We start from the raw sequence: 23,217 nt of genomic DNA on the forward strand, positions 1-23,217 counted from the left end.
GCCGCAATGACCACCCCGACCCGACGGAATTCGCTGTTCCGCACCAAATCGGTGGAGCAGTCGATCCGGGATACCGACGAGCCCGGTTCGAGACTGCGCAAAGACCTCACATCCTGGGACCTGGCCATCTTCGGTGTCGCCGTGGTCATCGGCGCCGGTATCTTCACCCTCACCGCCCGCACCGCCGGGAATGTGGCGGGCCCCTCGGTATCCCTGGCGTTCGTCTTCGCGGCCGTCGCCTGCGGTCTCACCGCCCTCTGCTACGCCGAGTTCGCCTCCACCGTCCCGGTGGCCGGTAGCGCCTACACGTTCTCCTACGCGACCTTCGGCGAGCTCGCGGCCTGGATCATCGGCTGGGATCTGCTGCTGGAGTTCGCGCTGGCCGCGTCGGTGGTGTCCAAGGGCTGGTCGCAATACCTCGGGCAGGTCTTCGACCAGGGCGCCGCGGTGGTGGACCTGGGGCCGGTGAGTTTCGACTGGGGCGCGGTACTGCTGATCGCGGTGCTCACCACCCTGCTCGCGCTCGGTACGAAGCTGTCCTCGCGGGTGTCGGCCATCGCGGTGGCGATCAAGGTCGGCGTGATCCTGCTGGTCATCATTGTCGGGCTCACCTTCTTCGACTCCGCGAATCTGAGCCCGTTCATTCCGGAGGCGGTGCCCGCCGAACAGGAGACCGGGCTGACCCAGTCCCTGTTCTCGTGGATGACCGGCGCCGGTAACACCAATTTCGGCTGGTACGGCCTGCTGGCCGCGGCCAGCCTGGTGTTCTTCGCGTTCATCGGCTTCGACGTCGTCGCCACCGCCGCCGAGGAGACCAAGAATCCGCAGCGCGACCTGCCGCGCGGCATTCTGGGGTCGCTGATCGCGGTGACCATCCTCTACGTCGCCGTGACCGTCGTGCTCACCGGAATGGTGCCCTACACCGATCTCGCCGGCGACGACGCCACCCTGGCGACCGCCTTCGCGCTCAACGGCGCCACCTGGGCCAAGAACATCATCTCCATCGGAGCCCTGGCCGGTCTCACGACCGTTGTCATGGTGATGCTGCTCGGCCAGACCCGGGTGCTGTTCGCGATGTCGCGCGACGGTCTCACCCCTCGCTGGCTCGCTCGCACCGGTGAGCGGGGCACTCCGGTGCGGATCACCGTGATCGTCGGCGTGGTGTGTGCGCTGCTGGCCGGGTTCGTGGATTTCGGCACGCTGGAGGAGATGGTGAACATCGGCACGTTGTTCGCCTTCCTGCTGGTCTCCATCGGCGTGGTGATCCTGCGCCGGATGCGCCCCGACCTGCCCCGTGGGTTCCGGGTGCCGCTGGTGCCGCTGGTGCCGATTCTGGCGGTGCTGTCCTGCCTGTGGCTGATGGTGAATCTGTCGGTCGAGACATGGCTGCGTTTCGTAGTCTGGATGCTGCTCGGTTTGGTGATGTACTTCGCATACGGCCGACGGCATTCGCTGCTCGGCAGGTCCGCTTCCGAACAGGAGTGAGCGCGATGCGTCTACCGTGGCGGTGGTTCCGGCGCCGGGAGGAACCGTTCCTACGTACGCCGGTGCCGTCCGAGGCCACCGGTACAGATCTGGTGGTGGAATGGATCGACGCGGTGACCACCGGTCTGGCCACCGCCCCGCCCGGCCCACCGGAGGCCGCGCCGGCGCGGGTGTGCGACGGGATGTTCACCGCCGCGACCATCGTCGCGGTGCTCATCGAGAAGGTCGCCGACCGCACCGAGTACCGGGTCGCGAACAACCGCTGTATGGCCTCGGCGGTGGATTTCATGAAGGTTCTCGGGGAGGACACCCTGCGCCGCTACCGGATCGACGGGGTGCAGCCGGTGGGCTGGGAGAACATGGGCACCGAGATGGACGAGACGGTGATCGCCCGCCGGCTCGGCCGGCTCGGTGAGGCGCTGCAGATGGCGCTGCTGGCGGTCACCACGGACTACGACCTGTCCGACGAGGTCCGGGAGGCCGCGGAGGAGTCCGGACTGCTGGCGGCGGACGTCCTGGTGGAGGCATGTCAGGCGATTCAGACAGACCCCACCATGTGACTCCCACTCACGGGTATTCCGGTACGGGTGTACGAGTCGGTAGTGTGTGGTCCGCACGCCCCCATAGCCCAATTGGCAGAGGCAGCGGACTTAAAATCCGCCAAGTGTGGGTTCGAGTCCCACTGGGGGCACTACTGCGCCGCAGGTAGGACACCATGTCCGAGTTCCGGGCGGGTGTCAGGAGCCTGCTCTGTCCGCGCCGAGTCCGCAGCGCGATGGCCGGGAGGTCATCGTGGTATCGACCGCGCGATCCGGAATCCGATGTCGTCGAGGTCGACCGTGGGATGGCTGCGGCGGCGGACCGAAGCGCGGCAACTCCAGTGCTCGTCGAACCACCCACCGCCGCGAAGTACCCGGTAGTTGCCGTAGACGTCCGGATCGTAGCGGTCCCAGCACCATTCCCAGACCGTGCCGAGCATATCGTGGAGCCCCCACGCGTTGGGCTGCTTGGTTCCGACCTCGGGTAGCCGGTCACCGGAGTTCCCCCGGTACCAGGCGATATCGTCGAGCCGGCCGTAGCGCGGGCCGGTCGTGCCCGCGCGACACGCGTATTCCCATTCGGCCTCGGTCGGCAGCCGGAATCCGTCGGACGACGCGATCTGCTCGACGGTGTCGCCGGGGCCGATCCGGTACGCCGGTGCCGAGCCGGCCTGTTCGGACCAGGCGTTGCAGAACCGGATCGCGTCGTTCCAGGAGACGCTGTCGGCGGGCAAGCGGTCATCCCGGGGTTCACCCGACCGCTGTCCTGAGATCTCCAGGTACTGCGCTCGGGTGACCGGAACGGTCGCCAGACGGAACGGGGCGAGGTCCACCTGCCAGCTGCGCTGTGTCCGCCGATCCGACAATGTCACCTGGCCCGCCGGGATGTCGACCAGTTTCACGAGACGACCGCGGCCGGGCGGTCGAGCCGGCAGATGTGGCGCGCCCGGTCGTCCACCGGATTGTCGCGAACCTCGGGACGCCGGGTGATCATGGTGTGCCTCCGGGATGCGTTGGTATCGGCAGCACTGCACCCTGGCTGCCGGTCCCGATCATCGCACGGTCGGACGGCGCGGATACCGCCGCGATCGGCACTGTCCCGGGACCTTCAGGGATGAAATCCCGGCGCTTGCCGCGGTATCGCGCCATACGCGGGCGGGGCCGGGCGCTTGGCCGAGACCGACGAGGCGATTCCCACGCCGGCGGCCGCGAGCAACGCGAAGAACAGGAACGGCACCCCCACCAGGTACGCAACCCGGAAACTCACCGAATCCGAGATCAGCCCGCAGACGACCGGGGCGATCACCAGCGCCAGGAACCCGGGTACCGCCACGGCCGCCGTCGCGATACCGCGCGCCTGGTTCATGGCAGGCAGCAACGCCACGGTCGCTCCGGCGGCGGCACCCGTACCGAGCCCGCCGAGAACCCGCCCCACCAGCAGCATCCCGGAACCACCACCCAGTGCGACGAGCAGAAGTCCGAGGAACATGACGACGACCGCGGAAACACTCACCGCCGTCAAGGCGCGGGAAGAGAGCAGGTAGCCGAGCGGGAACGCCACCGCGGCCGCGATCACATAGGTGAGAATTGCTGTCACCAGGAATCCCGCGCCCGACAAACCGAGATCCATCTGGATAGCGGAGGCGCCGCCGAGCCGGAACACGCTGGTGAAGATCGCCAAACCGACAACTGCGGCCGGGGCGGGACCCAGCAGGGTCCACGCGGGTCGGGGTCCGGTCGGGAATGCGATCTTGCCCTGCGGCGGTAACGCGGCCATGCGGTCACATTAGGTCAACGGCCGCACGCCCACCATCCCAACGGACCGCTCCGGCAGCCGGTCTCAGCGGCCGGGCAGTATCAGGGCCAATACGAACAAGCCGATTCCGATGATCGCAAGCGCGGCCAGATCAGGACTCCAGATCACGGCCGCCGCCCAGTGGTCGCGGAGCCCCACCGATACACCTGCGTGGCCGTGATCAGGTCGGCCACTTCGGTGACGACCCACCACGGCGTATCCGGCTCCAGCATGCCGAGATGGGGGACGGCAACGGCGTCCGCGGCGTACTCCAGCGCGTACTGAACCGCGATCAGCGCTGCGAGTACCGCTCGCGTATCCGTTCTGATGGTGTGGGCGACGCGCAGTCCGTGATACCGCACCAGCGACTCGAACACCGATGGGTCGTGCTCGGTGTGCAACAGTGCGACCGTCCGCCGTGTGAATTCGTGCGCCTCGGCGCTTCCTGGGTCCGGCACAACCAACCCTCCTCCTTGTACTCATGGCTACACCCGGTATCGAGGGGCCGAACGCCTTCACCCCGATACCGGGTGCATACCGAGAAGCGTGTCGTGACCTGGTAATTCGCGATAGTGTTGCGTTGTGGCCACCGTGTGGCCGGGAGGGTTCGGCGGTACTGCAACGCAGGTGGTGGAGGGGCATGGACGAGTGGAAGGCATTCGGGACCGAGCTGCGGCGGCTGCGGTTGCGCGCGGGACTGTCGGTGCGCGGGCTGGCCCGGGAGCTGCACTACGACGCCGGTGCGCTGTCCCGGTTCGAGAACGCTCGCCGCAAACCGCCGTTCGAGCTCGTCGAGGCGATGGATCGGGCATTGTCCTCCGGCGGCTCGCTCGGCTCGTTGTACGAAAGCCTTGTGCCCGTCTCGCCGGAGTCCGACCGGGCGACCCGGTTGCAGTTGCGGGAGTCCGTCGCACTGACAGAACGGCGCTATATCGACATAGCTCTGGCGGGCGAACTTTCGGAGCTGCTGGCCGAGAGTCGCAGGCTCGAGGATCGAGTGGGTTCCCAGCTGGTGCTGGCGCTGGGGGAGCGACAGGCTCGCATCGCCGCCGCGCTGGCTGTTGAGGCAAGAGGGGTGTCTCGCGCGGATATCGTCGATGCCGCGGCCGGATGGCAGCAGTTCGCCGGCTGGCTCCATGCGAGCCTCGGCCACCATGCCGCGGCTATCCAGCACTACCGGGTGGCGCTGGAACTGGCGACCGAGAGCGGCGATCCGAATATGCTCTCGACCGCGCTCGCGATGCGGGGGCATGTCGCGTGGATGGCCGGGGATATCGGTTCGATGATCGGTTTGTCCCGCGCTGCGCAACGCGATGCGGGGGCCCTGAACCCGACCGTTCTCGCGCTCGCCGTTCAGCAGGAGGGCCGTGGCCTGGGAATCGAGGGCGACGTGGACGGTATGGAAGTGAAGCTCGACACGGCCGCTGAGCTGATCGCACGCGGTGCCGATCGACCGGACGCCCAGTACTTCTACTCCGATGCGTTGATCGAGATCCAGCGGGGGATGGCCTACCGGCTGGCTCGCCAGTGGGACAAGGCAGTGGTGTGGCTGGACCGCGGCCTGGCCGGTTTCGACTCCGGCCTGCTCGGCTCCGAATGGGCGACCTGGTACGTCGCTGAATTCGCGTGTGCGCTGGCCGCGGCGGGTGAACCCGAAGCGGCGAGTGACCGGGCCCGGCGGGCACTTCGGGTCGCGATGACGACCCCCGGTTCCAGATTGCCGGGGTTCATTCGAGATCTACAGCGGCAGATGGCGGTGAAATGGCCCGGTAACCAAGCCGTCGCCGCCCTCGGCGAAGAGCTGGATGATGCCCCTCCGAAGCAGGTAGGTATGTGACGCGGCCGGTTCGTCGGCTCGTCCGGTGGGGTGATGGACCCGAGTTGCGAGCACTCGGAGACCTGCTCGAAAGCGCGGCGATGTCAGGCGTACAACATGGATGACTTCCTATCGCGGGAAGTGCGGGCCGGTCCGCTCGGCCACTACTGGTTCTTGACCTTCGAGGACAAGACGACCTTCCTTGCTCGCGCCGAAGCTTGTCAGCAGCACATCGATCCGGTGTACTTCGAGCCCACTCCAATCGGTGGCCTGCATCTTACTGTCGACAGGATCGCGCGAGTCGGCGCGAGTACTCCTGGGCAGCGGGCGGCGATTGTCGATGCCGCCCGGCCGGTTCTGCATCAGCTCGCTTCGTTCACCACGACGATCGGGTGCGTAACCAATCTGCGTGGCGCGATCGGGTTCGTCCTGGAGCCTGCCGAGAGGATTTATGCCCTTCGCGATCTGCTGCGGACGGCGACTCGATCGGTGTTGCCGGACGCGGCCGTCAAGGATTCACCGACCGCGCCGCACGTGACGATCGCCTACCCGAAATACGAAGGGCTGGAGACGTTAGCTGCCACCACCGCAGAAGGAATCGGTACTCCTCTGGACAGTGTGGAGATAGCTGTGTCGGAAGCTGTCATGGTCGCGCTCGAACGATATGGACACAGCTACCGGTGGAATACGGTCGCGCGCTTACGGCTCGGTACCGCCTGTCGTTCGCAAAGCGCGCGCTGAGAGGCACGGCCTGCAAATGCGGTGATCAGTCCTGGACGGTTGCTGCGGGTGGGGTCCAGGTGCCGTCGAGGATGGTTTCGTCGGGCCAGTAGGCGCGGAGGAAGAGGGAGAATTCGTCGTTGGGGGCCGGGATCCAGTTCGTCAGGAGTTTCGGTTCGCTGGGCCCCGCCCCGCCCACGGTGAGGGTGAGGGAGCCGTCGTCGCCGTAGTTGAGGTCCTGGTTCTTGGTGCCCAGGGAGTAGCGGTCGAGTTCGTTGGGGTGGAAGAAATGGTGTTTGTTGTAGACCGTCAGCGACCAGAATCCCTTGACCGGCGGTAGTTGCCCCGCGGGGAAGCGCACCGAATAGGTGTGGGAGCCGTGCAGGCGTGCGCCGATGTCGTCGAGATCCTGGTAGTAGTAGACGGTTTCGTTGGGGGTGTTGACGAAGATGTTGGATTTGCCGATCGCCGTGCGGGACAGGTAGTCGTTGCCGAATTCGGCGCCGTTGCGTTGCGTGGTCCAGTTCCCGGCCACCGGGATGCCGATATTGCGGAACTGGAACAGCTCACCGACCCCATGGTCGGTGTCGACGGCGGTCTGCCGGATTACTTCGGCGATCTCGGGGTCGTGCTCGGCAGCGGTGAGTACGGAGCGGAACCAGGTGTAGAGGGCTTCCTCACCCGGGCGGGCCGGGACCTCCTCGAGTACCTCGGCCAAGGCCGTGAAGAAGGTTTCCGGGTCAACCCACTGGGTTTCGCCCTGCGCGCCGGTGGCCTTACCGCCGCCGAAGGAGGGCGCCGCGGACCAGTCCACGACTTTGACCTCGCCGTCGAACTCGGAGAGGGGATACATGGAGATCCGGTCGACCAGGGGCGCCACCGCGGCGCGATCCCGGTCGGTGTCGTCGAGAAAGACGCGCGGGATCACCACGGCGGACCGGGTGTCGTAGCGGAAAACGCCGGTGATGCCGGTGGGGACCGCGCCGTCCCACGATTCGGGGGCGAGCAGGTAGAAGCCGGGCGCGGTGTCGTACATCTTGCCGATTCGCACGAAGGAATCGGTGCGCTGGTCGACCACCTGATACACCCAGAACCGGTCGCCGAAATCCGGGACCTGCACCACCGACGGCCCCCGGCCGGCATCGAGGACCCCGAATCCGTAGACCACGTCCTGGTTGGGGCAGGCGACGACCCGCTCCTCGGGGCGGATGTAGTCCCGCAGCATGCCGAGGGATCCGGGCGGACCGGCGGGCACGATCCCGGCCAGCAGGCCGGGTTCGGGAAGTTGTTCCATGAAGACCCGGCGGTTGTGCATGTTCACCAGGGGCCAGCCCCACAGGTACGCCTGCCGCGCCACGGCGGCGGCATAGTCCGGGGTCATCTTCGGATTCGCGAAACCGGTGGTCATCGGCTGCTCCTCTGCCTCGGTCCACTACCTGTCCGGTCGTACCGGCAGCCGACCGTACGGCGCGGGCGCCCGCCTGCGTATCACCCGCGCGGGGTGAATGCGCCGGACGGGAAAGGAAGGGCGCTCGACGGGCCGCCGGACCGCGGCGCTGAAGGCGTGGGCGCAGGTGGCCCGGTGTTTTCGGTGATCTGAGGTAGGGGGCAAGTCCCAGTGGGCGACATGCGTGCCCGATTCGGGTGGGTGTCGTCGCTCATGCGGGGTACCTTCGGCGTATGACGGAACCGTCGCACAACTACGGTCGGCAAGACCCCTACCGCCAGGGCTACCCGCGCACGCAGGGCTACCCCCAGCAGCCGGGTCAGCCACATCAGCAGCCGGAATACGGCCACCAGGTGGAATACGCGCACCCGGGGGACTACCAGGAGCCGTCCAACGAGCCGAAGATCAATCTCGGGCGGCTCTGGGCGGGCGGGATCGGTACGGCCGCGGTGGTCGCGCTGGTGATCGTGGTCCTGATCATGCTGGTCCGCGGCATCCTGAACATCTCGGTGCTGTCGCCGGAGGGTGCGGGCGCCTACGGCACCGTGTCGACCACCTCGTATGCGATCGCCGGCGGTGCCGCCGCGATCGCGGCCACCGGTCTGCTGAACCTGCTGCTGGCGCTGATGCCCAGTCCGATGCAGTTCTTCTACTGGATCACCGGGCTGCTCACGGCGCTGGCGACGCTGGTGCCGTTCACCCTGGTCGCCGGCCTGGACGCCAAGATCGCCACCGCCGTGATCAACCTGATCGCCGGTCTGTGCATCATGTCGCTGCTGGGCGGGATCGGGGCCAGCGCGATCATCCGGCGTCCGCAGCAGTACTGAGACCGGCAGGTCACGCCGCCCGCCACGGCGGGGCGGCGGCGTCGTGCTGCCGGCGGCCGGTCCGGCCTCAGCCGGGGACGTAGGCGCGGACCGCCGCGAGATATTCGGTGATGGCGCGGCGGTTGTGCTCCATACAGCGGATGCGGTCCTCCATCCGCTCGCGCTCCTGTTCGAGGGTCGCGAGCATTTCCGGAGTCGCGTCCGGGAAGTAGATGGTGCGCGGTGTGTCCAGGCAGGGCAGGATCTGTTTGATGATCCGCGTCGGCAGACCGGCATCGAGTAGCCCACGGATCTGGACCACTCGGTCCACGAAGCGATCGTCGTAGTCGCGGTAGCCGTTGGCGCAGCGTCGTGCGGCGATCAGGCCCTGCTCCTCGTAGTAGCGCAGCAACCGCCGCGAGGTGCCGGTGCGCTCCGACAGTTCACCGATTCTCATCCACCGACCTCGCCGCTTGACCTTCACATTGATGTGAAGGTTCGAGCATAGCGGTATGGACAACGAACTCTTCGAATACAGCGCAATCGTCGATCGCGACCCCATCGAGTGGCCGGGCGGCGCGCGGGTGGCGTTCTATGTGGGTCTCAATATCGAGCACTACGAACTCGGCAGGCCCTCCACCAGTATCTTCCCGGGCACCGCCGCGCTCGTGCCCGACCCGCTCAACTACGGCTGGCGCGACTACGGGCCGCGCGTGGGGTTCTGGCGGGTGCTGGACGCGCTGGACCGGCACGGCATCCGCGCCAGTGTGCTGCTCAATTCCGATGTCGCACGGCACTATCCGCGGATCATCGAGGCGGGCCGGGAACGGAACTGGGCCTGGCTCGCGCACGGGAAGAACAATTCGATACTCCAGCCGGAGGTCGCGGCCGCCGACGAGCGTGCGTATCTGACCGAGGTGATCACCACGATCGAGCAGGCCACCGGCACGCGCCCGCGTGGGTGGATGGGGCCGGCGCTGAGCGAAAGCCCGCGCACGCCGGAGTTGCTCGCCGAACTCGGTCTCGGCTACGTACTCGACTGGACCAACGATGACCAGCCCTACCGGTTACGCGTTCCGGGCCTGCTGAGCGTGCCGTACTCGGTGGAGTTGAACGACAACACGCTCTTCCTGGGGACGGGTCTCACCGGACCGGATTTCGTCGGGATCGTGCGCGACCAGCTGGACCGCTTGTACGAGGATTCGGCCGGTAGCGGCCGGGTGATGGCGCTGGCGCTGCACCCGTTCGTCATCGGCCAGGCGTTCCGGGCCGGATACCTCGACCGGGCCCTGGACTACATCGCCGGGCATCCGGGAGTCTGGCTCACCACCAGCGACGATATCGCCGATCACTTCGCCCGGACGGCGGCCGCGGCGGACAGGGTACCCGGCTGAGCGGTGGGGCGGTCCCGCAGGATTATCCGGCGAGAGGTGCGGCGGGGCATGCGACCACTCTTACCAGGGGTGGGGGATATCGCCGAACGATTTATCTTCGCTGTCCTGACCTGGAGGTCCGTGCGGTCCGGGGATTGGGTTCACGGTGATCGCAACCCGTGTCACGGCGGTGGAGACGTCGTAACCTCGGATCTCCGGTCCAGGTTCGGGAGCACACCGTCATGATCAAATTACTCGTATTCACCCTTGTGGGTATCGGCGCGCAGATCGTCGACGGCACGCTCGGGATGGCCTTCGGCGTCACCGCGACGACGCTGCTGGTGCTGAGTGGGACAGGTGCCGCGCATGCCAGCGCGGCGGTCCACTTCGCCGAGGTCGCCACCACCCTGGCCTCCGGGGCGTCGCATTGGAAGTTCGGCAATATCGACTGGAAGATGGTCCTGCGGCTCGGTGTGCCCGGCGGTATCGGCGCCTTCCTCGGCGCGACCGTGCTGTCGCGGATCTCGACCGAATCGGCGGCGCCCGTCACCGCGGGCATCCTGCTCGCGATCGGTGTGTTCCTGGTGATCCGGTTCTCGTCCCGGCCGCCGGTGGAATTCGTGACCTCGGAGAAGACCGCTCATTCCGCGAAATTCCTGACCCCGCTGGGTCTCTTCGGTGGTTTCATCGACGCCAGCGGTGGCGGCGGCTGGGGCCCGGTCACCACCAGCACTCTGCTGACCACCGGTCGCAGCGCGCCCCGTACGGTCATCGGCTCGGTGAGCGCCTCGGAGTTCATCGTGTCCGCGTCGGCCAGCGTCGGCTTCCTGCTGGGCCTCGGTTCGGACTTCTTCGACAACCTGCTGATCATCGCGGGCCTGGCGCTCGGTGGCGTGATCGCCGCTCCGATCGCCGCGTGGCTGGTGAGCCGCATCACTCCCGGCGTGCTCGGTACCGGTGTCGGTGGGTTGCTGGTGCTCACGAACGCGCGCACCCTGTTCAAGTACTTCGATATCGAGGGCGCACCGCGGACCATCGCCTATGTGCTGATCGCCGTGGTCGCGGTCGGCCTGACCCTGTACGCGTGGAACAAGGCCCGGATCGCCAAGGCCGCGGAAACCGTGCCGGCCGTGGATGCCGACGGAGCCGCTCCGGCCACCGGAACCGAATCCGCGGTCCCGGAGGTCGCCGCGGAGGAGTCCGGTATCGCGCCGGAATCGACGCCCGTGCGATGAGACCGGTACCCGGTGCCCCGCTACGGTGGCCGGCCCGGGGATGAGGGAGCGGCGCCCGGTCCCGGACAGCAGAGTCCGGTCGACCGGGCGCTCGTCTGTGCGTGGCCGGTTCAGTCGACGGGGGCGACCCGGATGAGGTTGCCGTCCGGGTCGGCGATCACGAAAGTGCGCCCGAACACGGCATCGTGCGGGTCCTGGACGATCTCCACACCGTGGGAGACCCAGGTGTCGAAACGACGGTCGATCGCGTCCGGCCCGTCCGGGACGTTCAGGCAGAGTTCGCTGGTGCGCGCCCCCGCGGCGGACAGCTTTTCGGCGTGTCCGCTCCACAGGGCGAGTTTCAGACCGCCGCCCAGGTCGAACGTGATGAATCGCGGTGACTCGAAATCCGGGGTCATCTCGAACAGATCCGAGTAGAAACGCGCCGAGGCGGCCGCGTCGGTGACGTACACGATGAACATGTTCGGGGTCGGCATGGGTGGCGTGACCTTTCGCGTTCGGTGCGGTTCAGATGAGGATGCCCGAGCAGGCCCGTAAACCGGGTGAGGTGGTCCCTGCGCGCCGGATCCGGCGCAGGTCGGCGGACTGCGCTCGTCCGATGGTGTCGGACCGGGCCGGTAGTGTGACGCGGCGCCGTCGGGGCGGGGGAGCGGGTGCGTATCCGATCGCGGGATCCGGGTCCCGCCGATCGGTAACGGAGCGACGGTCACCCGGCGATACTGCTGGACACGGCCGTAACCGGAAACACTGATACGCCACGGTGATTCGGCTGTCACGATGGTCGCCAGAGGAGGGCTGAGATGTGCAGGGGCATTGCGGGCCGGACCGGCGAGAACCCGGCGGCGGCCGCCGTCCGGGCTCGGGCGGACACCACGGTCCGGGCGGTGCCGTGATACCGCCGTCCCGGTCGGACCGGGGGTTCCATCCCGGTCTGGCCGATGACCTGGCCGGAGCCGCGCTGGCGCTGGCGCGATGGTTCACGGCGGGCGCCACACTGTGGTGTGTCGCGCCGCGCTGGGAACCGCATGCCCAGCACATCGCCCTGGAGTTCCTGCACCCGGTGGTCGCCGGAACCCCCGCGCTGCCGGCCGCCGCGCTCACCGGACCGGCGCTCGTCGATACCGCGCGGGTCTCGGCACGGGCGGGCGATATCGTCCTCGCGGTCGCCGCATCCGATGAGGCCGAGGTGCGTTCGCTGGTCACCCGGGGACCGGCCTGGGGTGTGCACACCATCTGGATAGGTTCGGGTCCGCACCCCGGCGCGGTCGCCGCCGACCACCTGCTGTGGCTCGACGATCCCGATCCGCGAATATCGTCCCGGGGTGATTTCGTCCTGCTGTATCACGTGCTGTGGGAGCTCACCGTGCGGTGTTTCGACCATCCCGCGCTCATGCGGCCCGAGGCGGAATCACCGAGTGCGGCAACGGTTCATCCGGATCTGGGACAACTCGGCGAAGTGGTGACCCCGCTCGGTGACGGGACAGCGCGTGTCCGGACGGCCACGGGCACCGAAACCGTGGCCACGTCCTTTGTCGAGCCGGTGCACGTGGGCGATCTGGTGCTCGTGCACGCGGGAATGGCGGTGAGCGCCGTCGGTATGGAGGAACAGCGATGAGCGGCGGCAAGGCCGGCAGGCTGCTGGGGGAGTTGGCGGCCTGTGCCCGGGCGCGGGCCGCGGAGAGCGCCGGGTTGCGATCGGAGACGCTCGCGGCCAACGCCGAACGGGTGGCCGAGGCGGCCCGCGAACTCGCGCGCCGATTCACCGCGGGTGGACGGCTGTTCACCTTCGGCAACGGCGGTAGCGCCGCCGACGCCGCCACCCTGGCCGCGCTGTTCGCCCGGCCGCCGGACGGAATCGGACTGCCGGCGTGGTCGCTGTCGGCCGACGAGACGATCCTGACCGCGCTGGGTAACGACATCGGATTCGAATCGGTGTTCGCCCGGCAATTGGCGGCGCGCGGGCAGGCCGGCGATATCGCGGTGGCAATGTCCACCAGCGGGAATTCGGCCGATCTGCTCACCGGATTACGGGAGGCGCGCCGGTGCGGGATGTACACGGTCGGTTTCGCCGGATACGAGGGCGGCGCCCTCGCCCGCGATACGGCCGTCGACCGGTGTTTCGTTATCCGGTCGGGCAGCGTGCACCGGATCCAGGAGGCGCAGGCCCTGCTCGGGTACGCGCTGTGGCTATCGGTCCACCAGCACGGGAGCTTCGCCGGCTGAGGAAGTGCGGCCGGTTATCCGGCCCGGTGCCCACGCCCCGAGGACGAAGGCCATGACCACGGTCAGGATGCCGAGTGCGAGCGAGGCCTGCTGCGCACCGTGCACGAAGGCCTCTTTGGCGAAATCGGCGAGCGGGGCGGCGGCCGGGCCCGCCTTCTCGGTGACCTCCAGTGCGGCGGCCAGCGAATCCTCGACCGGCCCGCGAGCGGCTTCGGGGAGGGCGGGCAGCGCGGGCGCGATCCGGTCGGCGTAGCCGACGGCGAGGATGCTGCCGGAGACCGCGATACCGATGGCGGCGCCCACCTCGCGGGCTGCGTCGTTGACCGCGGAGGCCACCCCGTGTTTCTCCGGCGGTGTGCCGTTGATGATGGCCGCGGTCGCCGGCGCGGTGCACAGACCCAGGCCGGTGCTGAGGATCAACAGGGGCCAGAGCACGTCGATATAGCTGCTGTCCACTGTGGTGCGGGAGACGAGGATCAGCGCGATGCCCACGCACAGCAGGCCCACGAAGGTCGGCAGGCGCAGGCCGAATCGCTCGGCCAGCCGCGGCGCGAATATCGATATACCGATGAGCGGCGCGATCATCGGGGCCATCGCCACCGCCGACATCAGCGGTGAATAGCCGAATATCAGCTGCATGAACTGGACGAACAGCAGGAAGTAACCGAACGCGACGAGGAACTGCACCGCGACACTCACCGAGCCGCTACCGAAGCCGCGGTCGGCGAACAGCCGAACGTCCAGCAGGGGATGCGGCACCCGCAGTTCGACCCCCGCGAATCCGACGGCCGCGACGATCCCGGTGCCGAACAGGCCCAGCACCAGCGGATCGGTCCAGCCGCGAATCGGCGCCTCGATGGCCGCGACGACGACGGCACCGACCGCGGTCGAGGCGGTGATACCACCCCAGAAATCCAGTGGCGGCCGCTGTTCGTCGACGGATTCGGGGACGGTGCAACCGGCCACCGCGAACACCGCGCCCGCCACCGTCATGGCCAGGAAGATCGCCTGCCAGGACCAGATCTGCAGCAGCAGGCCGGATCCCAGGATGCCCAGTACCGCGCCACCGCTCACCACCCCGGCCCACAGCCCGACGGCCACCCCGCGCCGTTCCGGTGGGAACCCGCCGGTGAGCAGCGACAGGGTGGACGGCATCACCAGGGCGGCGCCGACCCCGGCGACCGCGCGGGAGGCGATGATCCACGCGGGCTCTTCCAGGAACAGCGGTATCGCGGACGCGACCGCGAAGACCACCAGGCCCAGCACCATCATGATCCGGCGGCCGTAGCGATCACCGAGTGCTCCGGAGAACAGGACCAGGCAGGCCAGCGCCAGGGTGTATCCGTCGACCACCCAGGTGAGTTGCTGCTGGGTGGCGCCGGTGTCCGCGGCGATCTCCGGGAGCGCGGTATACAGCGCGGCCATGGCCGCGATGACCAGCGCGACGGCCATCGAGGAGAGCGTCAGGAGCCAGATATGAGACCGGGACAGGCTCGTACTCGCAGTCGTCACGGCGACCTCTCGAGGGGTGGAAAACACGGTTACCGACCCATTGATCAGAGCATAATCGGAGACCTGTCCGGACGGTGATCTCTGTCACGGTGCTCGGTGGGGCCGGGTCATGGCCCGTCGAAGCTCCTTTTGACCTGGTGTTTCACGGATATCGCGGTGATGCGGGGCGCGGCCCGGGAGATTCGTTCGGGCGCGTCGGAAATACCGGTCCGTGGCTACGCTGGGGCGAGTGAAGGCAGATACCGCACTCCTGGTTCCGGTCGCCGCCGAGTTGGACGACATCACCTGCGTCGGCCCGGAGGACGATCCGGCCGGTGCCGGGGTCGATCCGGCGGCACTCGAATCCGTCTGGGAATCGGTGCGGGCGTGGTACCGGGTGGGCGCCACTCCGGCCATCCAGGTATGCCTGCGCCGCAACGGCAGAGTCGTACTGAACCGGGCGATCGGGCACGGCCGGGGCAACGCGCCCCAGGACGGGCCGGACGCCGAGCGCGTCCCGGTGACCACCGAAACGCCGTTCTGTGGATTCTCCACCGCGAAAGGCGTTTCCGCCGCGGTGATGTCGATGCTGATCGAAGACGGCGCCTTCGCCGCCGCCGACCCGGTCAGCGCCTACATTCCCGAATTCGCCGCCAACGGTAAGGCCGCGATCACCATCGGCCAGGTACTCGACCACACCGCCGGAGTGCCCTTCGTGACCAAGCCCTACCGGGGCCACCGGCTCGTCTTCGACGAGGAACTCTGTATCCGCGGACTCGCCGATCTGCGACCCTCCTATCCGGCGGGCCGGTTCCGCGTCTACCACGCGCTGACCAGCGGCCTGATCCAGCGACTGCTGGTGCAGCGGGCCACCGGGAAACGGATACGGGAGCATCTCGCCGAACGGGTGCTGGAACCGCTGGGTTTCCGGTGGACGAACCTGGGTGTGCGGCCGGAGGACGTGGACGCCGTGGTGCCGAGTGTGAAAACCGGCCCGCCGCCCTCGCGGGTCGCCTCGTTCGTCGCGGGTAAGGCACTGGGTGGCGGGTTCGCCGCGGACGTGGTGGACCGGGATGACTCCAACCGGGCGTTCCTCACCGCCGAACTGCCGTCCGGGAATCTCGTGACGACCGCGGCCGAACTGTCCCGCTTCTACGAGATACTCGCGCGTGGAGGCGAATTGGACGGGGTCAGGATCATGCGGCCGGAAACTCTGCGGGAAGCGGTGCGGCCGGCGCGCCGGGTGCCGGGTGTCGCCGGGCGGGTGAGCCGGGCCGGCTACGAACTGGGCGGGCGCCGGTCGAAGTTCGGGCGCGATACCGCCTCGCATTTCGGGCGCAGCGGGTTCACCACGCAGTACGGCTGGGCCGATCCGGCACGCGGTCTGAGCGGCGCGATCCTGACCAGCGGGAAGTCTTCGCTGGACGGTGAGCGTCCCTGGAAACTGGTCGAGCAGATCTCCGCGGCCTGCCCGCCGCTGGCGCCGGCCGATCGGGTCTTCGACCTCTGAACCGGTTCGGCCGCAGCGCGACCGGCGAGTGGACCGACTCGGGTTTGTCCGGGGTTCGATGGACCCGGGCGCCTTGTGGGGTCGCCGCTCGAGAAGTTCACGGGCCGGGGGTCCGCCGAGCCGGTGGACCGCTCGGCCTGCCGAGCGGAGGGTTCAGGACACCAGCGTGTCGATATGGTGCCGTAGTAGGCAATCGGTATCCCCGGCCGGGCCGTGCGGGTAGGCAAGCCGGATGGTCAGGCCGTCGAGTAGCGCCAGGAGTCGTTGCGTTTCGAGTTCGAGCTCCGTCACACCCACCCGTTCGAGCGCCGTGGCGATGATCGTGTGGATACCCGCGCTCGCGCCCTCCGCTTCGGCGGCCAGCCCGTCCACCAGCCGGGCGCCGGTGATCAGCTCGGCGGTCACCAGGAGTTCGCGACGATCGGCGGGTTCGAGCAAGGCGCGCAGCACATCTCGGAGATAGTCGCGCCGGTCCGCCACCGAGCGGAGATCGCGATCCGCGGTGACGGCGGCCAGCCGGCGGTCCCGGCGGAGTTCGAGCGTTTTGGACACCGTCATGAGCAGGCCGTACTGGCTGCCGTAATTCCGGCGCAGTGTCTTTCCGTCGACACCGGACCGGTCGGCCACCCGCCGCATGGTTGCTCCGGTGATGCCGTGCGCGACGACCAGATCGAAGACGGCATCCAGTACGGCGTCCTGCTCATCACTCACGGTCGGTGCGGCCTTCTGTTCGCGGGGCGGTCGGGTGGAGCCCGGTCCGGCGGGTTGCCGGGAGCGGGCGGGTGGCGCGGAATTCTCGGCCCGGGAGGGCGATGCCGGTGAGACCGGGTGTCACCAATAGGTGCCCGGGATCAGCCGGGCGGCACGGCGCAGCACGGTGCCGGTGCCGCGGACCGCGCGAGGCACCGGCCGGGCGGCCCGGGGATTCCCGCGGCGCCGTCCGGCGCCATCGGCCGGGGATCGGTCCGGAACCGGAGCGGGGGCCTGTTCCGGCCGGTCGGTGACCAATTCGAGGCGGGACGCCGCGGCCGGATCGGTCGCCGGTTCGCCGCGGGCGGCGGGGGAGTCGGGGATCATCCGGTAGTAGCGGTGCAGCACCAGGTCGCGGATGCGGGGTGCGAACAGGGCGCCGAACTCGCCGAGGGTGCCCACCGGCACGTCGATGCGGCGGGGGCGTTCGGTGAGTGCGCGCACGATGGTCGCGGCCGCCCATTCCGGTGATTCGGCGCGGCCCTGGTTACCACTCGGGGCGATCATGGGTGTGCGGACCAGGGGCAGGTGGATGGTGGTGAAAGTGACGCCGTCGGCCATCGTCTCCACCGCCGCGACCTCGGTGAACTTATCCAGCGCCGCCTTGCTCGCCAGGTAGGCGGAATAGCGGGGCGTGGCGACCTGGACACCGGCGCTGCTGATGTTGACGATATGGCCGGACCCGCGTTCGCGCATCTGAGGGAGCAGGGCGAGGGTGAGCCGTACCGCGCCGAAGTAGTTGACCGCCATGGTGCGTTCGTAATCGTGCAGCCGGTCGGTGGAGCGGTGGATGGCGCGGCGGATGGAGCGCCCGGCATTGTTCACCAGCATGTCCACCCGGCCGTGTTCGCTCAGGATCTTGCCCAGGGTGGCCTCGACCGCGGCGCCGTCGGTGATATCGCAGGGGTAGCCGTGGGCCCGCCCGCCGGCCGCGCGGATCTCCGTGACGACGGTGTCCAGTTCGTCGTCACGGCGGGCGAGCAAGAGCACAACGGCGCCCTTCTTCGCCACCGCCAGCGCCGCGACCCGTCCGATTCCGGAGGAGGCGCCGGTGATGAGGACATATCGTCCGGTGAGGTCTTTGGTTCCGGATTCGCTCATGAACAGCCCCTTCACGCCGGTCTTGCCGCCGAACTTACTCCAAAGTAAGAAACTGTGCCAGGGCGGATCACGTGTTCGAAAACAGGTTCGATTCGCGCTCTCGAGATTCGAACATATGTGCGATACTGAGCGCATGACGGACGATCGGATGGCGGATATCTATGCCGCGGTGCGGCTCGGTGGGGTGAATCGGGATGCGGCGCGGCAGGCGCTGCACCAGCTGTGGGACCAACTCGGTGCGGACGGGGAACCGCTGTACCGGAGCGTGGTCGCCCATCATCTGGCGGATGTGCAGGACACCGCCGAGGACGCGCTGCTCTGGGACACCCGGGCGCTCGACTCGGCGTTCGTGCCCGGTACCCCGCTCGGCGAAGGGCTCCTGGGCTTCCTGCCGTCGCTGTATCTGAGCCTGGCCGACAGCCACCGGCTCGTCGGCGACTTCGACGCGGCGCGGATGCAACTGGCCCTGGCTCGCGGGCACGCGAGCGTGCTCGCCGACGACGCCTACGGCCGGGTGATCCGCTCCGGGGTGGATCATGTGGCGATCCTGCTGGACGCCCAGTCCACCGAACGGGTGGCCTGCTAGGCGGGCGTATGGGATGGAGTGACGGTCCACCCAGTTGGGCGGAGATGGAGCGGGTGCTGTCCGGGCGGCATCCCGGCGACGGCGGTGACGCCCCGGCCTGGACCGAGCGCCGCGAGGAGTACCGGGCCGGGTCGCAGTCCCTACCGGCGGGTCCGGTTGTGCCGTACGCGGAACTGCACGCGCATTCGGCGTTCAGTTTCCTCGACGGCGCCTCCCAGCCGGAGGAGATGGTCGCCGAGGCGGCGCGGCTCGGGTTGTCGGCGATCGCGCTCACCGACCACAACGGCTACTACGGTGTGGTGCGGTTCGCCGAGGCCGCCGCCGAACACGGGATACCCGCTGTCTACGGCGCCGAACTCACTCTCGTGGAATCCGATTCGGTCCTCGGCGCGGCTTCCGGCGCAGTGCTGGGCGCGGGTGCCGATTCGGCGCCCCGCACCGGTGAACCTGATCCGGGCGGCGAACACCTACTGGTACTGGCGCGCGGGCAGGAAGGGTATCGGCGGCTGTCCAGGCAGCTGGCCGCGGCGCATATGGCGGCCGGGGAGAAAGGGATCCTGCGCTACGACCTCGACGCACTCACCGCGGCCGCCGGCGGGCACTGGCAGATACTCACCGGCTGCCGTAAGGGCCGGGTGCGGCGCGCGCTGGAAGCGGATCTGCGTGCGGGAACGGCGCCGAAGCGGGCCGAAGCGGCGTTGCGGGAATTATGCGACCGGTTCGGCGCCGACCGGGTGGCGGTGGAACTCACCCGCTACGGGTTTCCGGACGACGACGAGCGCAATACCGCGCTGGCCGCGATAGCCGGCCGGGCCGGCGTTCCCGTGGTGGCGACCACGGCGGCGCATTTCGCGACCCCGGACCGCGGCCGTCGCGCGGCCGCCCTGGCCGCTATCCGGTCCCGCCGCAGCCTCGACGATATCGCCGGCTGGCTGGCGCCGACCGGGGGCGCCCATCTGCGCTCGGGTGCGGAGATGGCCCGGTTGTACGCGGAATTCCCGGACGCCGTGCCGAATTCGGTGCTGCTGGCGCGGGACTGCGCCTTCGATCTCCGGCTGATCGCCCCGCGGCTGCCGCCGTTCGACGTACCCCCCGGTCACGACGAGAACACCTGGCTGCGAGAACTCACCCTGCGCGGCGCCGCGGACCGCTACGGCCCGCCGTCGCGGAACCCGCGGGCCTACCGGCAGCTCGAACACGAACTCGGGATCGTCGCCCGGCTCGGCTTCCCGGGATATTTCCTGGTGGTGCACGATATCGTGCGGTTCTGCCGCGAGCACGACATCCTGTGCCAGGGCCGGGGTTCGGCCGCCAACTCCGCGGTCTGCTACGCCATCGGCATCACCAATGTGGATCCGGTCGCCAACAAACTGCTGTTCGAACGGTTCCTCTCGCCGGAACGGGACGGGCCGCCCGATATCGATATCGATATCGAATCCGATCGCCGCGAGGAAGCGATCCAGTACGTCTACCGCCGGTACGGCCGCGAGAACGCGGCGCAGGTGGCGAACGTGATCACCTATCGCGGTAAATCCGCGGTGCGCGACGCCGCCCGCGCCCTCGGTTACGCGCCCGGCCAGCAGGACGCGTGGAGCAAACAGGTGAGCCGCTGGACCGGGGTCGGCAGGGAGACCGGAACCGATATCCCCGGACCGGTGCTGGCGCTGGCCGCCGATATCGAAGGACTGCCACGGCATCTGGGAATCCATTCCGGCGGCATGGTGATCTGCGACCGCCCCATCGCCGATGTCTGCCCGGTGGAATGGGCGCGGATGCCCGGGCGCAGTGTGCTGCAGTGGGACAAGGACGATTGCGCCGCGGCCGGATTGGTGAAATTCGATCTGCTGGGCCTGGGCATGCTCTCCGCCCTGCACTACATGATCGACCTGGTCCGCGACCATATCGGCGAGACGGTCGCACTGCACACCCTGGACCTCACCGAATCAGCTGTCTACGACATGCTCTCGCGCGCCGATTCGGTGGGCGTCTTCCAGGTGGAGTCCCGGGCGCAGATGGCGACCCTGCCGCGGCTCAAACCACGGACCTTCTTCGATCTGGTGGTCGAAGTGGCGCTGATCCGGCCCGGCCCGATCCAGGGTGGCTCGGTGCACCCCTACATCCGGCGGCGCAACGGCCGCGAGGAAGTCCGCTACGACCACGAGGCGCTGCGGAATTCGCTGGAACGCACCCTCGGGGTGCCGCTGTTCCAGGAGCAGCTCATGCAGATGGCCGTCGACGTCGCGGGATTCACCGCCGCCGAAGCCGATCAGCTGCGGCGGGCGATGGGGTCGAAACGCTCCCCGGAGAAGATGGAACGGCTGCGCGGCCGGCTGTACCAGGGCATGCGCGATCTGCACGGAATCACCGGTGAGCTCGCCGACCGCATCTACGAGAAGTTGAAAGCCTTCGCGAATTTCGGCTTCCCGGAGAGCCATTCGCAGAGTTTCGCCGCCCTGGTATTCTACTCAGCCTGGTTCAAACTGCACTATCCGGCGGCCTTCTGCGCCGGGTTGCTGCGCGCGCAGCCGATGGGTTTCTACTCGCCGCAGTCGCTGGTCGCCGACGCGCGCCGGCACGGGGTCGTGGTGCACGGACCGGATATCAACGCCAGTACGGCCGAGGCCACGCTGGAACAGCGGGGAACCGAGGTGCGGCTGGGGCTGGCGGCGGTCCGCGGTATCGGCGACGATCTCGCGGCGGAGATCGTGGCGGCGCGCGAGCGCGGCGGGCCCTACACCTCGTTCCTCGATCTCACCGGGCGGGTGGAGATGACCGTCCCGCAGGCGGAAGCCCTGGCGACGGCCGGCGCCCTCGGCGGACTGGGACATTCACGCCGGGAGGCACTGTGGGCGGCCGGCGCCGCCGCCGGGGAACGCGCCGGCCGGCTGCCCGGCACCGGCGCCTCGACCGACGCCCCCGTCCTGCCCGGGATGAGCGATCTGGAACACGCCGCCGCCGATGTCTGGGCCACCGGGGTCTCACCGGCGAATTACCCCACCCAGTTCCTGCGCCCGCGACTGGACGCGCTCGGGGTGATCCCGGCCGCCGGACTGCTCGCGGTGCCCGACGGCACCCGGGTGCTGGTCGGCGGGGCGGTCACCCATCGGCAGCGCCCGGCCACCGCGGGCGGGGTGACCTTCCTGAACCTGGAGGACGAGACCGGCATGGTGAACGTGGTGTGCTCGGCCGGACTGTGGAAACGCTACCGCCGCACGGCCCAGGGGGCCTCGGCGCTGCTGATCCGCGGGCGGGTGCAGAACGCGGAGGGCGCGGTGAGCGTCTACGCCGAACAGTTGCGCCGCCTCGATATGCGGATCGGCTCGAAGTCCCGCGATTTCCGCTGACGCACACTCCTGCTGTCACCGCCCGAGGCCGGTGAGCCATTCGGCGATATCGCCGACGACCTCGGGGTCCACATGATGTGAACGGGTGTAGTCGGAGGGCGTGGAAGGACCCGTGCCCGGGAAGAACATGTGATCGTCGGCGGGATAGGTCCGGAACGTGACGTCGCGGCGGCCGGCCAGTCCGGCTCGCCATCCGGCCAGATCGTCTTCGACGGTGACCTGATAGTCGCGCTCGCCCTGCAGGATCAGCATCGGAATGTCCAGGGATGCCGCGGTCGCGACCGGATCGTAGGCGCGCAGGTCCAGCCAGTACGTTCCCGACATTCCGAACGGCAGTTGCTCGGCGGGTGTCCCGGCTGCGAGCCCGGGGTCGTCGACCAGGGTCGCCTGTGCGGTGGCGACCTCGATCGTCGGCAACAGCGCGGCGGTCGCCGGATCGGTTTCGGCCAGATGCCGGATGGCCCGCACCAGCGACCAGTGCAGCGGCACCGTATCCCCGGCCAGTATCACCACACCCGCTATCCCGGGTTCGGCGGCCGCGACCCGGGGCGCGAACCTGCCGCCCATACTGTGCCCCAGCACGACGATCCGGTCCGCGTCCACACCGGGGAGCTCGCGCAGGAGTTGCGTCGCCACGACCGCGTGCGGCACGTATTCCGCGGTCGGGGTGAAACCGGTTGCCGCCGTGAGTAGTTCGCGGTGGGTGTAGGTGACCTTGTCGAAGCGCAGCACCGCGACCCCGTGGCCGGCCAGACCCCAGGCGAGGTCCTTCAGGTTCTTGTTCGGCCCCGCGGTTCCGTCCCGGTCGAACGGACCGCCGCCGGCGAGCAGCACGACTCCCGGGTGCGGCCCCCGGGTCCGCGGGAGGGTAGCGGTACCCGCGACCGTGTGGCGGCCGGCGGTCACGGTGACCTCGCGCTCGTGAAATGTCGCCGGGTCGGCGTAGTCCGGTGCTCGCCACTGCGCGGTGACCGCGGTATCCGCCTCGATGTCCAT

Annotated in this window: 22 protein-coding genes and 1 tRNA gene; 13 read left to right on the forward strand and 10 right to left on the reverse strand. The window is 68.7% G+C overall.

The features are described 5' to 3' along the window. The first annotated feature begins 6 nt into the window (after window positions 1-6). The 3 genes from AB0F41_RS08730 to AB0F41_RS08740 all read left to right on the forward strand — a co-directional run bounded on the left by AB0F41_RS08730 (window position 7) and on the right by AB0F41_RS08740 (window position 2,176). The gene (locus AB0F41_RS08730; RefSeq protein ID WP_357422168.1) at window positions 7-1,485 is read left to right on the forward strand and encodes an amino acid permease; all 1,479 of its coding nucleotides are present in this window, start codon (window positions 7-9) and stop codon (window positions 1,483-1,485) included. 5 nt (window positions 1,486-1,490) lie between these two features. Beyond that, a complete protein-coding gene (locus AB0F41_RS08735; protein WP_357422169.1) occupies window positions 1,491-2,045 on the forward strand; it encodes a hypothetical protein in 555 nt (184 codons plus the stop codon). A 57-nt stretch (window positions 2,046-2,102) separates the two neighbouring features. Beyond that, a tRNA-Leu gene (locus tag AB0F41_RS08740) sits at window positions 2,103-2,176 on the forward strand. Between the two features lie 96 nt (window positions 2,177-2,272). Here the strand turns inward: AB0F41_RS08740 and AB0F41_RS08745 are convergent. From AB0F41_RS08745 to AB0F41_RS08755, 3 genes are all read right to left on the reverse strand, one after another. Continuing rightward, entirely contained in the window at window positions 2,273-2,920 is a 648-nt protein-coding gene (locus AB0F41_RS08745; RefSeq protein WP_357422237.1) for a formylglycine-generating enzyme family protein, read from the reverse strand. Window positions 2,921-3,132: 212 nt separating this feature from the next. After that, entirely contained in the window at window positions 3,133-3,801 is a 669-nt protein-coding gene (locus AB0F41_RS08750) for a hypothetical protein (protein ID WP_357422170.1), read from the reverse strand. A gap of 143 nt (window positions 3,802-3,944) precedes the next feature. After that, on the reverse strand, window positions 3,945-4,277 hold the full coding sequence (locus tag AB0F41_RS08755; RefSeq protein ID WP_357422171.1) for a hypothetical protein: 333 nt from the start codon (window positions 4,275-4,277) through the stop codon (window positions 3,945-3,947). 182 nt (window positions 4,278-4,459) lie between these two features. On the opposite strand from AB0F41_RS08755, the gene AB0F41_RS08760 reads away from it, so the two are divergent. After that, a complete protein-coding gene (locus AB0F41_RS08760) occupies window positions 4,460-5,656 on the forward strand; it encodes a helix-turn-helix transcriptional regulator (protein WP_357422172.1) in 1,197 nt (398 codons plus the stop codon). A gap of 96 nt (window positions 5,657-5,752) precedes the next feature. Continuing rightward, the gene (locus tag AB0F41_RS08765; RefSeq protein WP_357422173.1) at window positions 5,753-6,376 is read left to right on the forward strand and encodes a 2'-5' RNA ligase family protein; all 624 of its coding nucleotides are present in this window, start codon (window positions 5,753-5,755) and stop codon (window positions 6,374-6,376) included. 25 nt (window positions 6,377-6,401) lie between these two features. On the opposite strand, the gene AB0F41_RS08770 is transcribed toward AB0F41_RS08765, so the two are convergent. After that, the gene (locus tag AB0F41_RS08770; protein ID WP_357422174.1) at window positions 6,402-7,763 is read right to left on the reverse strand and encodes a DUF1254 domain-containing protein; all 1,362 of its coding nucleotides are present in this window, start codon (window positions 7,761-7,763) and stop codon (window positions 6,402-6,404) included. A 272-nt stretch (window positions 7,764-8,035) separates the two neighbouring features. On the opposite strand from AB0F41_RS08770, the gene AB0F41_RS08775 reads away from it, so the two are divergent. After that, a complete protein-coding gene (locus tag AB0F41_RS08775; RefSeq protein ID WP_357422175.1) occupies window positions 8,036-8,629 on the forward strand; it encodes a DUF6069 family protein in 594 nt (197 codons plus the stop codon). 67 nt (window positions 8,630-8,696) lie between these two features. On the opposite strand, the gene AB0F41_RS08780 is transcribed toward AB0F41_RS08775, so the two are convergent. Further along, window positions 8,697-9,065, reverse strand: a complete 369-nt coding sequence (locus AB0F41_RS08780) for a MerR family transcriptional regulator (protein ID WP_357422176.1) — start codon at window positions 9,063-9,065, stop codon at window positions 8,697-8,699. A gap of 55 nt (window positions 9,066-9,120) precedes the next feature. Here AB0F41_RS08780 and AB0F41_RS08785 point away from each other — a divergent pair, with 55 nt between their 5' ends. Together AB0F41_RS08785 and AB0F41_RS08790 are read left to right on the forward strand one after the other, a co-directional pair. Beyond that, window positions 9,121-10,002: a polysaccharide deacetylase family protein gene (locus AB0F41_RS08785; protein WP_357422177.1), complete on the forward strand. Its 882-nt coding sequence runs from the start codon at window positions 9,121-9,123 to the stop codon at window positions 10,000-10,002. Window positions 10,003-10,223: 221 nt separating this feature from the next. Continuing rightward, window positions 10,224-11,216 carry a sulfite exporter TauE/SafE family protein gene (locus AB0F41_RS08790; RefSeq protein WP_357422178.1) on the forward strand — a complete coding sequence of 331 codons (993 nt, stop codon included), beginning with the start codon at window positions 10,224-10,226 and terminating at the stop codon, window positions 11,214-11,216. Between the two features lie 110 nt (window positions 11,217-11,326). On the opposite strand, the gene AB0F41_RS08795 is transcribed toward AB0F41_RS08790, so the two are convergent. After that, window positions 11,327-11,692, reverse strand: coding sequence for a VOC family protein (locus AB0F41_RS08795; RefSeq protein ID WP_357422179.1), 366 nt, complete (start codon window positions 11,690-11,692; stop codon window positions 11,327-11,329). 416 nt (window positions 11,693-12,108) lie between these two features. Here AB0F41_RS08795 and AB0F41_RS08800 point away from each other — a divergent pair, with 416 nt between their 5' ends. Beyond that, a complete protein-coding gene (locus AB0F41_RS08800; protein WP_357422238.1) occupies window positions 12,109-12,831 on the forward strand; it encodes a HypC/HybG/HupF family hydrogenase formation chaperone in 723 nt (240 codons plus the stop codon). Further along, window positions 12,828-13,439: an SIS domain-containing protein gene (locus AB0F41_RS08805; protein WP_357422180.1), complete on the forward strand. Its 612-nt coding sequence runs from the start codon at window positions 12,828-12,830 to the stop codon at window positions 13,437-13,439. Before AB0F41_RS08800 ends, AB0F41_RS08805 begins: the two co-directional genes overlap by 4 nt. Here AB0F41_RS08805 and AB0F41_RS08810 read toward each other — a convergent pair. Then, window positions 13,404-14,996: an MFS transporter gene (locus tag AB0F41_RS08810; RefSeq protein ID WP_357422239.1), complete on the reverse strand. Its 1,593-nt coding sequence runs from the start codon at window positions 14,994-14,996 to the stop codon at window positions 13,404-13,406. The two genes, AB0F41_RS08805 and AB0F41_RS08810, sit on opposite strands and share 36 nt — an antisense overlap. Before the next feature lie 184 nt (window positions 14,997-15,180). Between AB0F41_RS08810 and AB0F41_RS08815 the strand changes: the two genes are divergently transcribed. After that, complete coding sequence (locus AB0F41_RS08815) at window positions 15,181-16,440, forward strand: serine hydrolase domain-containing protein (RefSeq protein WP_357422181.1); 1,260 nt, start codon at window positions 15,181-15,183, stop codon at window positions 16,438-16,440. Window positions 16,441-16,593: 153 nt separating this feature from the next. Here the strand turns inward: AB0F41_RS08815 and AB0F41_RS08820 are convergent, their stop codons facing one another. Together AB0F41_RS08820 and AB0F41_RS08825 are read right to left on the reverse strand one after the other, a co-directional pair. Then, window positions 16,594-17,151 carry a TetR family transcriptional regulator C-terminal domain-containing protein gene (locus AB0F41_RS08820; RefSeq protein ID WP_357422182.1) on the reverse strand — a complete coding sequence of 186 codons (558 nt, stop codon included), beginning with the start codon at window positions 17,149-17,151 and terminating at the stop codon, window positions 16,594-16,596. Window positions 17,152-17,271: 120 nt separating this feature from the next. Beyond that, window positions 17,272-18,291, reverse strand: a complete 1,020-nt coding sequence (locus AB0F41_RS08825; protein WP_357422183.1) for an SDR family NAD(P)-dependent oxidoreductase — start codon at window positions 18,289-18,291, stop codon at window positions 17,272-17,274. 133 nt (window positions 18,292-18,424) lie between these two features. Here AB0F41_RS08825 and AB0F41_RS08830 point away from each other — a divergent pair, with 133 nt between their 5' ends. Both AB0F41_RS08830 and AB0F41_RS08835 read left to right on the forward strand, forming a co-directional pair. Continuing rightward, window positions 18,425-18,877 (forward strand): hypothetical protein, encoded by a 453-nt coding sequence (locus tag AB0F41_RS08830; RefSeq protein ID WP_357422184.1) that lies wholly within the window; start codon window positions 18,425-18,427, stop codon window positions 18,875-18,877. An 8-nt stretch (window positions 18,878-18,885) separates the two neighbouring features. After that, window positions 18,886-22,221 (forward strand): error-prone DNA polymerase, encoded by a 3,336-nt coding sequence (locus tag AB0F41_RS08835; RefSeq protein WP_357422185.1) that lies wholly within the window; start codon window positions 18,886-18,888, stop codon window positions 22,219-22,221. Window positions 22,222-22,236: 15 nt separating this feature from the next. Here AB0F41_RS08835 and AB0F41_RS08840 read toward each other — a convergent pair whose 3' ends face one another. Beyond that, complete coding sequence (locus tag AB0F41_RS08840) at window positions 22,237-23,217, reverse strand: alpha/beta fold hydrolase (RefSeq protein ID WP_357422186.1); 981 nt, start codon at window positions 23,215-23,217, stop codon at window positions 22,237-22,239.

This window comes from Nocardia sp. NPDC024068, assembly GCF_040638875.1.
Classification (GTDB): Bacteria; Actinomycetota; Actinomycetes; order Mycobacteriales; family Mycobacteriaceae; genus Nocardia.

Coding starts and splice junctions, on each gene's coding strand:
- AB0F41_RS08775 (WP_357422175.1), top strand. CDS start 8,036: ATGACGGAACCGTCGCACAACTACGGTCGGCAAGACCCCTACCGCCAG.
- AB0F41_RS08840 (WP_357422186.1), bottom strand. CDS start 23,217: ATGGACATCGAGGCGGATACCGCGGTCACCGCGCAGTGGCGAGCACCG.
- AB0F41_RS08750 (WP_357422170.1), bottom strand. CDS start 3,801: ATGGCCGCGTTACCGCCGCAGGGCAAGATCGCATTCCCGACCGGACCC.
- AB0F41_RS08795 (WP_357422179.1), bottom strand. CDS start 11,692: ATGCCGACCCCGAACATGTTCATCGTGTACGTCACCGACGCGGCCGCC.
- AB0F41_RS08785 (WP_357422177.1), top strand. CDS start 9,121: ATGGACAACGAACTCTTCGAATACAGCGCAATCGTCGATCGCGACCCC.
- AB0F41_RS08790 (WP_357422178.1), top strand. CDS start 10,224: ATGATCAAATTACTCGTATTCACCCTTGTGGGTATCGGCGCGCAGATC.
- AB0F41_RS08830 (WP_357422184.1), top strand. CDS start 18,425: ATGACGGACGATCGGATGGCGGATATCTATGCCGCGGTGCGGCTCGGT.
- AB0F41_RS08835 (WP_357422185.1), top strand. CDS start 18,886: ATGGGATGGAGTGACGGTCCACCCAGTTGGGCGGAGATGGAGCGGGTG.
- AB0F41_RS08765 (WP_357422173.1), top strand. CDS start 5,753: ATGGATGACTTCCTATCGCGGGAAGTGCGGGCCGGTCCGCTCGGCCAC.
- AB0F41_RS08825 (WP_357422183.1), bottom strand. CDS start 18,291: ATGAGCGAATCCGGAACCAAAGACCTCACCGGACGATATGTCCTCATC.
- AB0F41_RS08780 (WP_357422176.1), bottom strand. CDS start 9,065: ATGAGAATCGGTGAACTGTCGGAGCGCACCGGCACCTCGCGGCGGTTG.
- AB0F41_RS08735 (WP_357422169.1), top strand. CDS start 1,491: ATGCGTCTACCGTGGCGGTGGTTCCGGCGCCGGGAGGAACCGTTCCTA.
- AB0F41_RS08760 (WP_357422172.1), top strand. CDS start 4,460: ATGGACGAGTGGAAGGCATTCGGGACCGAGCTGCGGCGGCTGCGGTTG.
- AB0F41_RS08805 (WP_357422180.1), top strand. CDS start 12,828: ATGAGCGGCGGCAAGGCCGGCAGGCTGCTGGGGGAGTTGGCGGCCTGT.
- AB0F41_RS08730 (WP_357422168.1), top strand. CDS start 7: ATGACCACCCCGACCCGACGGAATTCGCTGTTCCGCACCAAATCGGTG.
- AB0F41_RS08770 (WP_357422174.1), bottom strand. CDS start 7,763: ATGACCACCGGTTTCGCGAATCCGAAGATGACCCCGGACTATGCCGCC.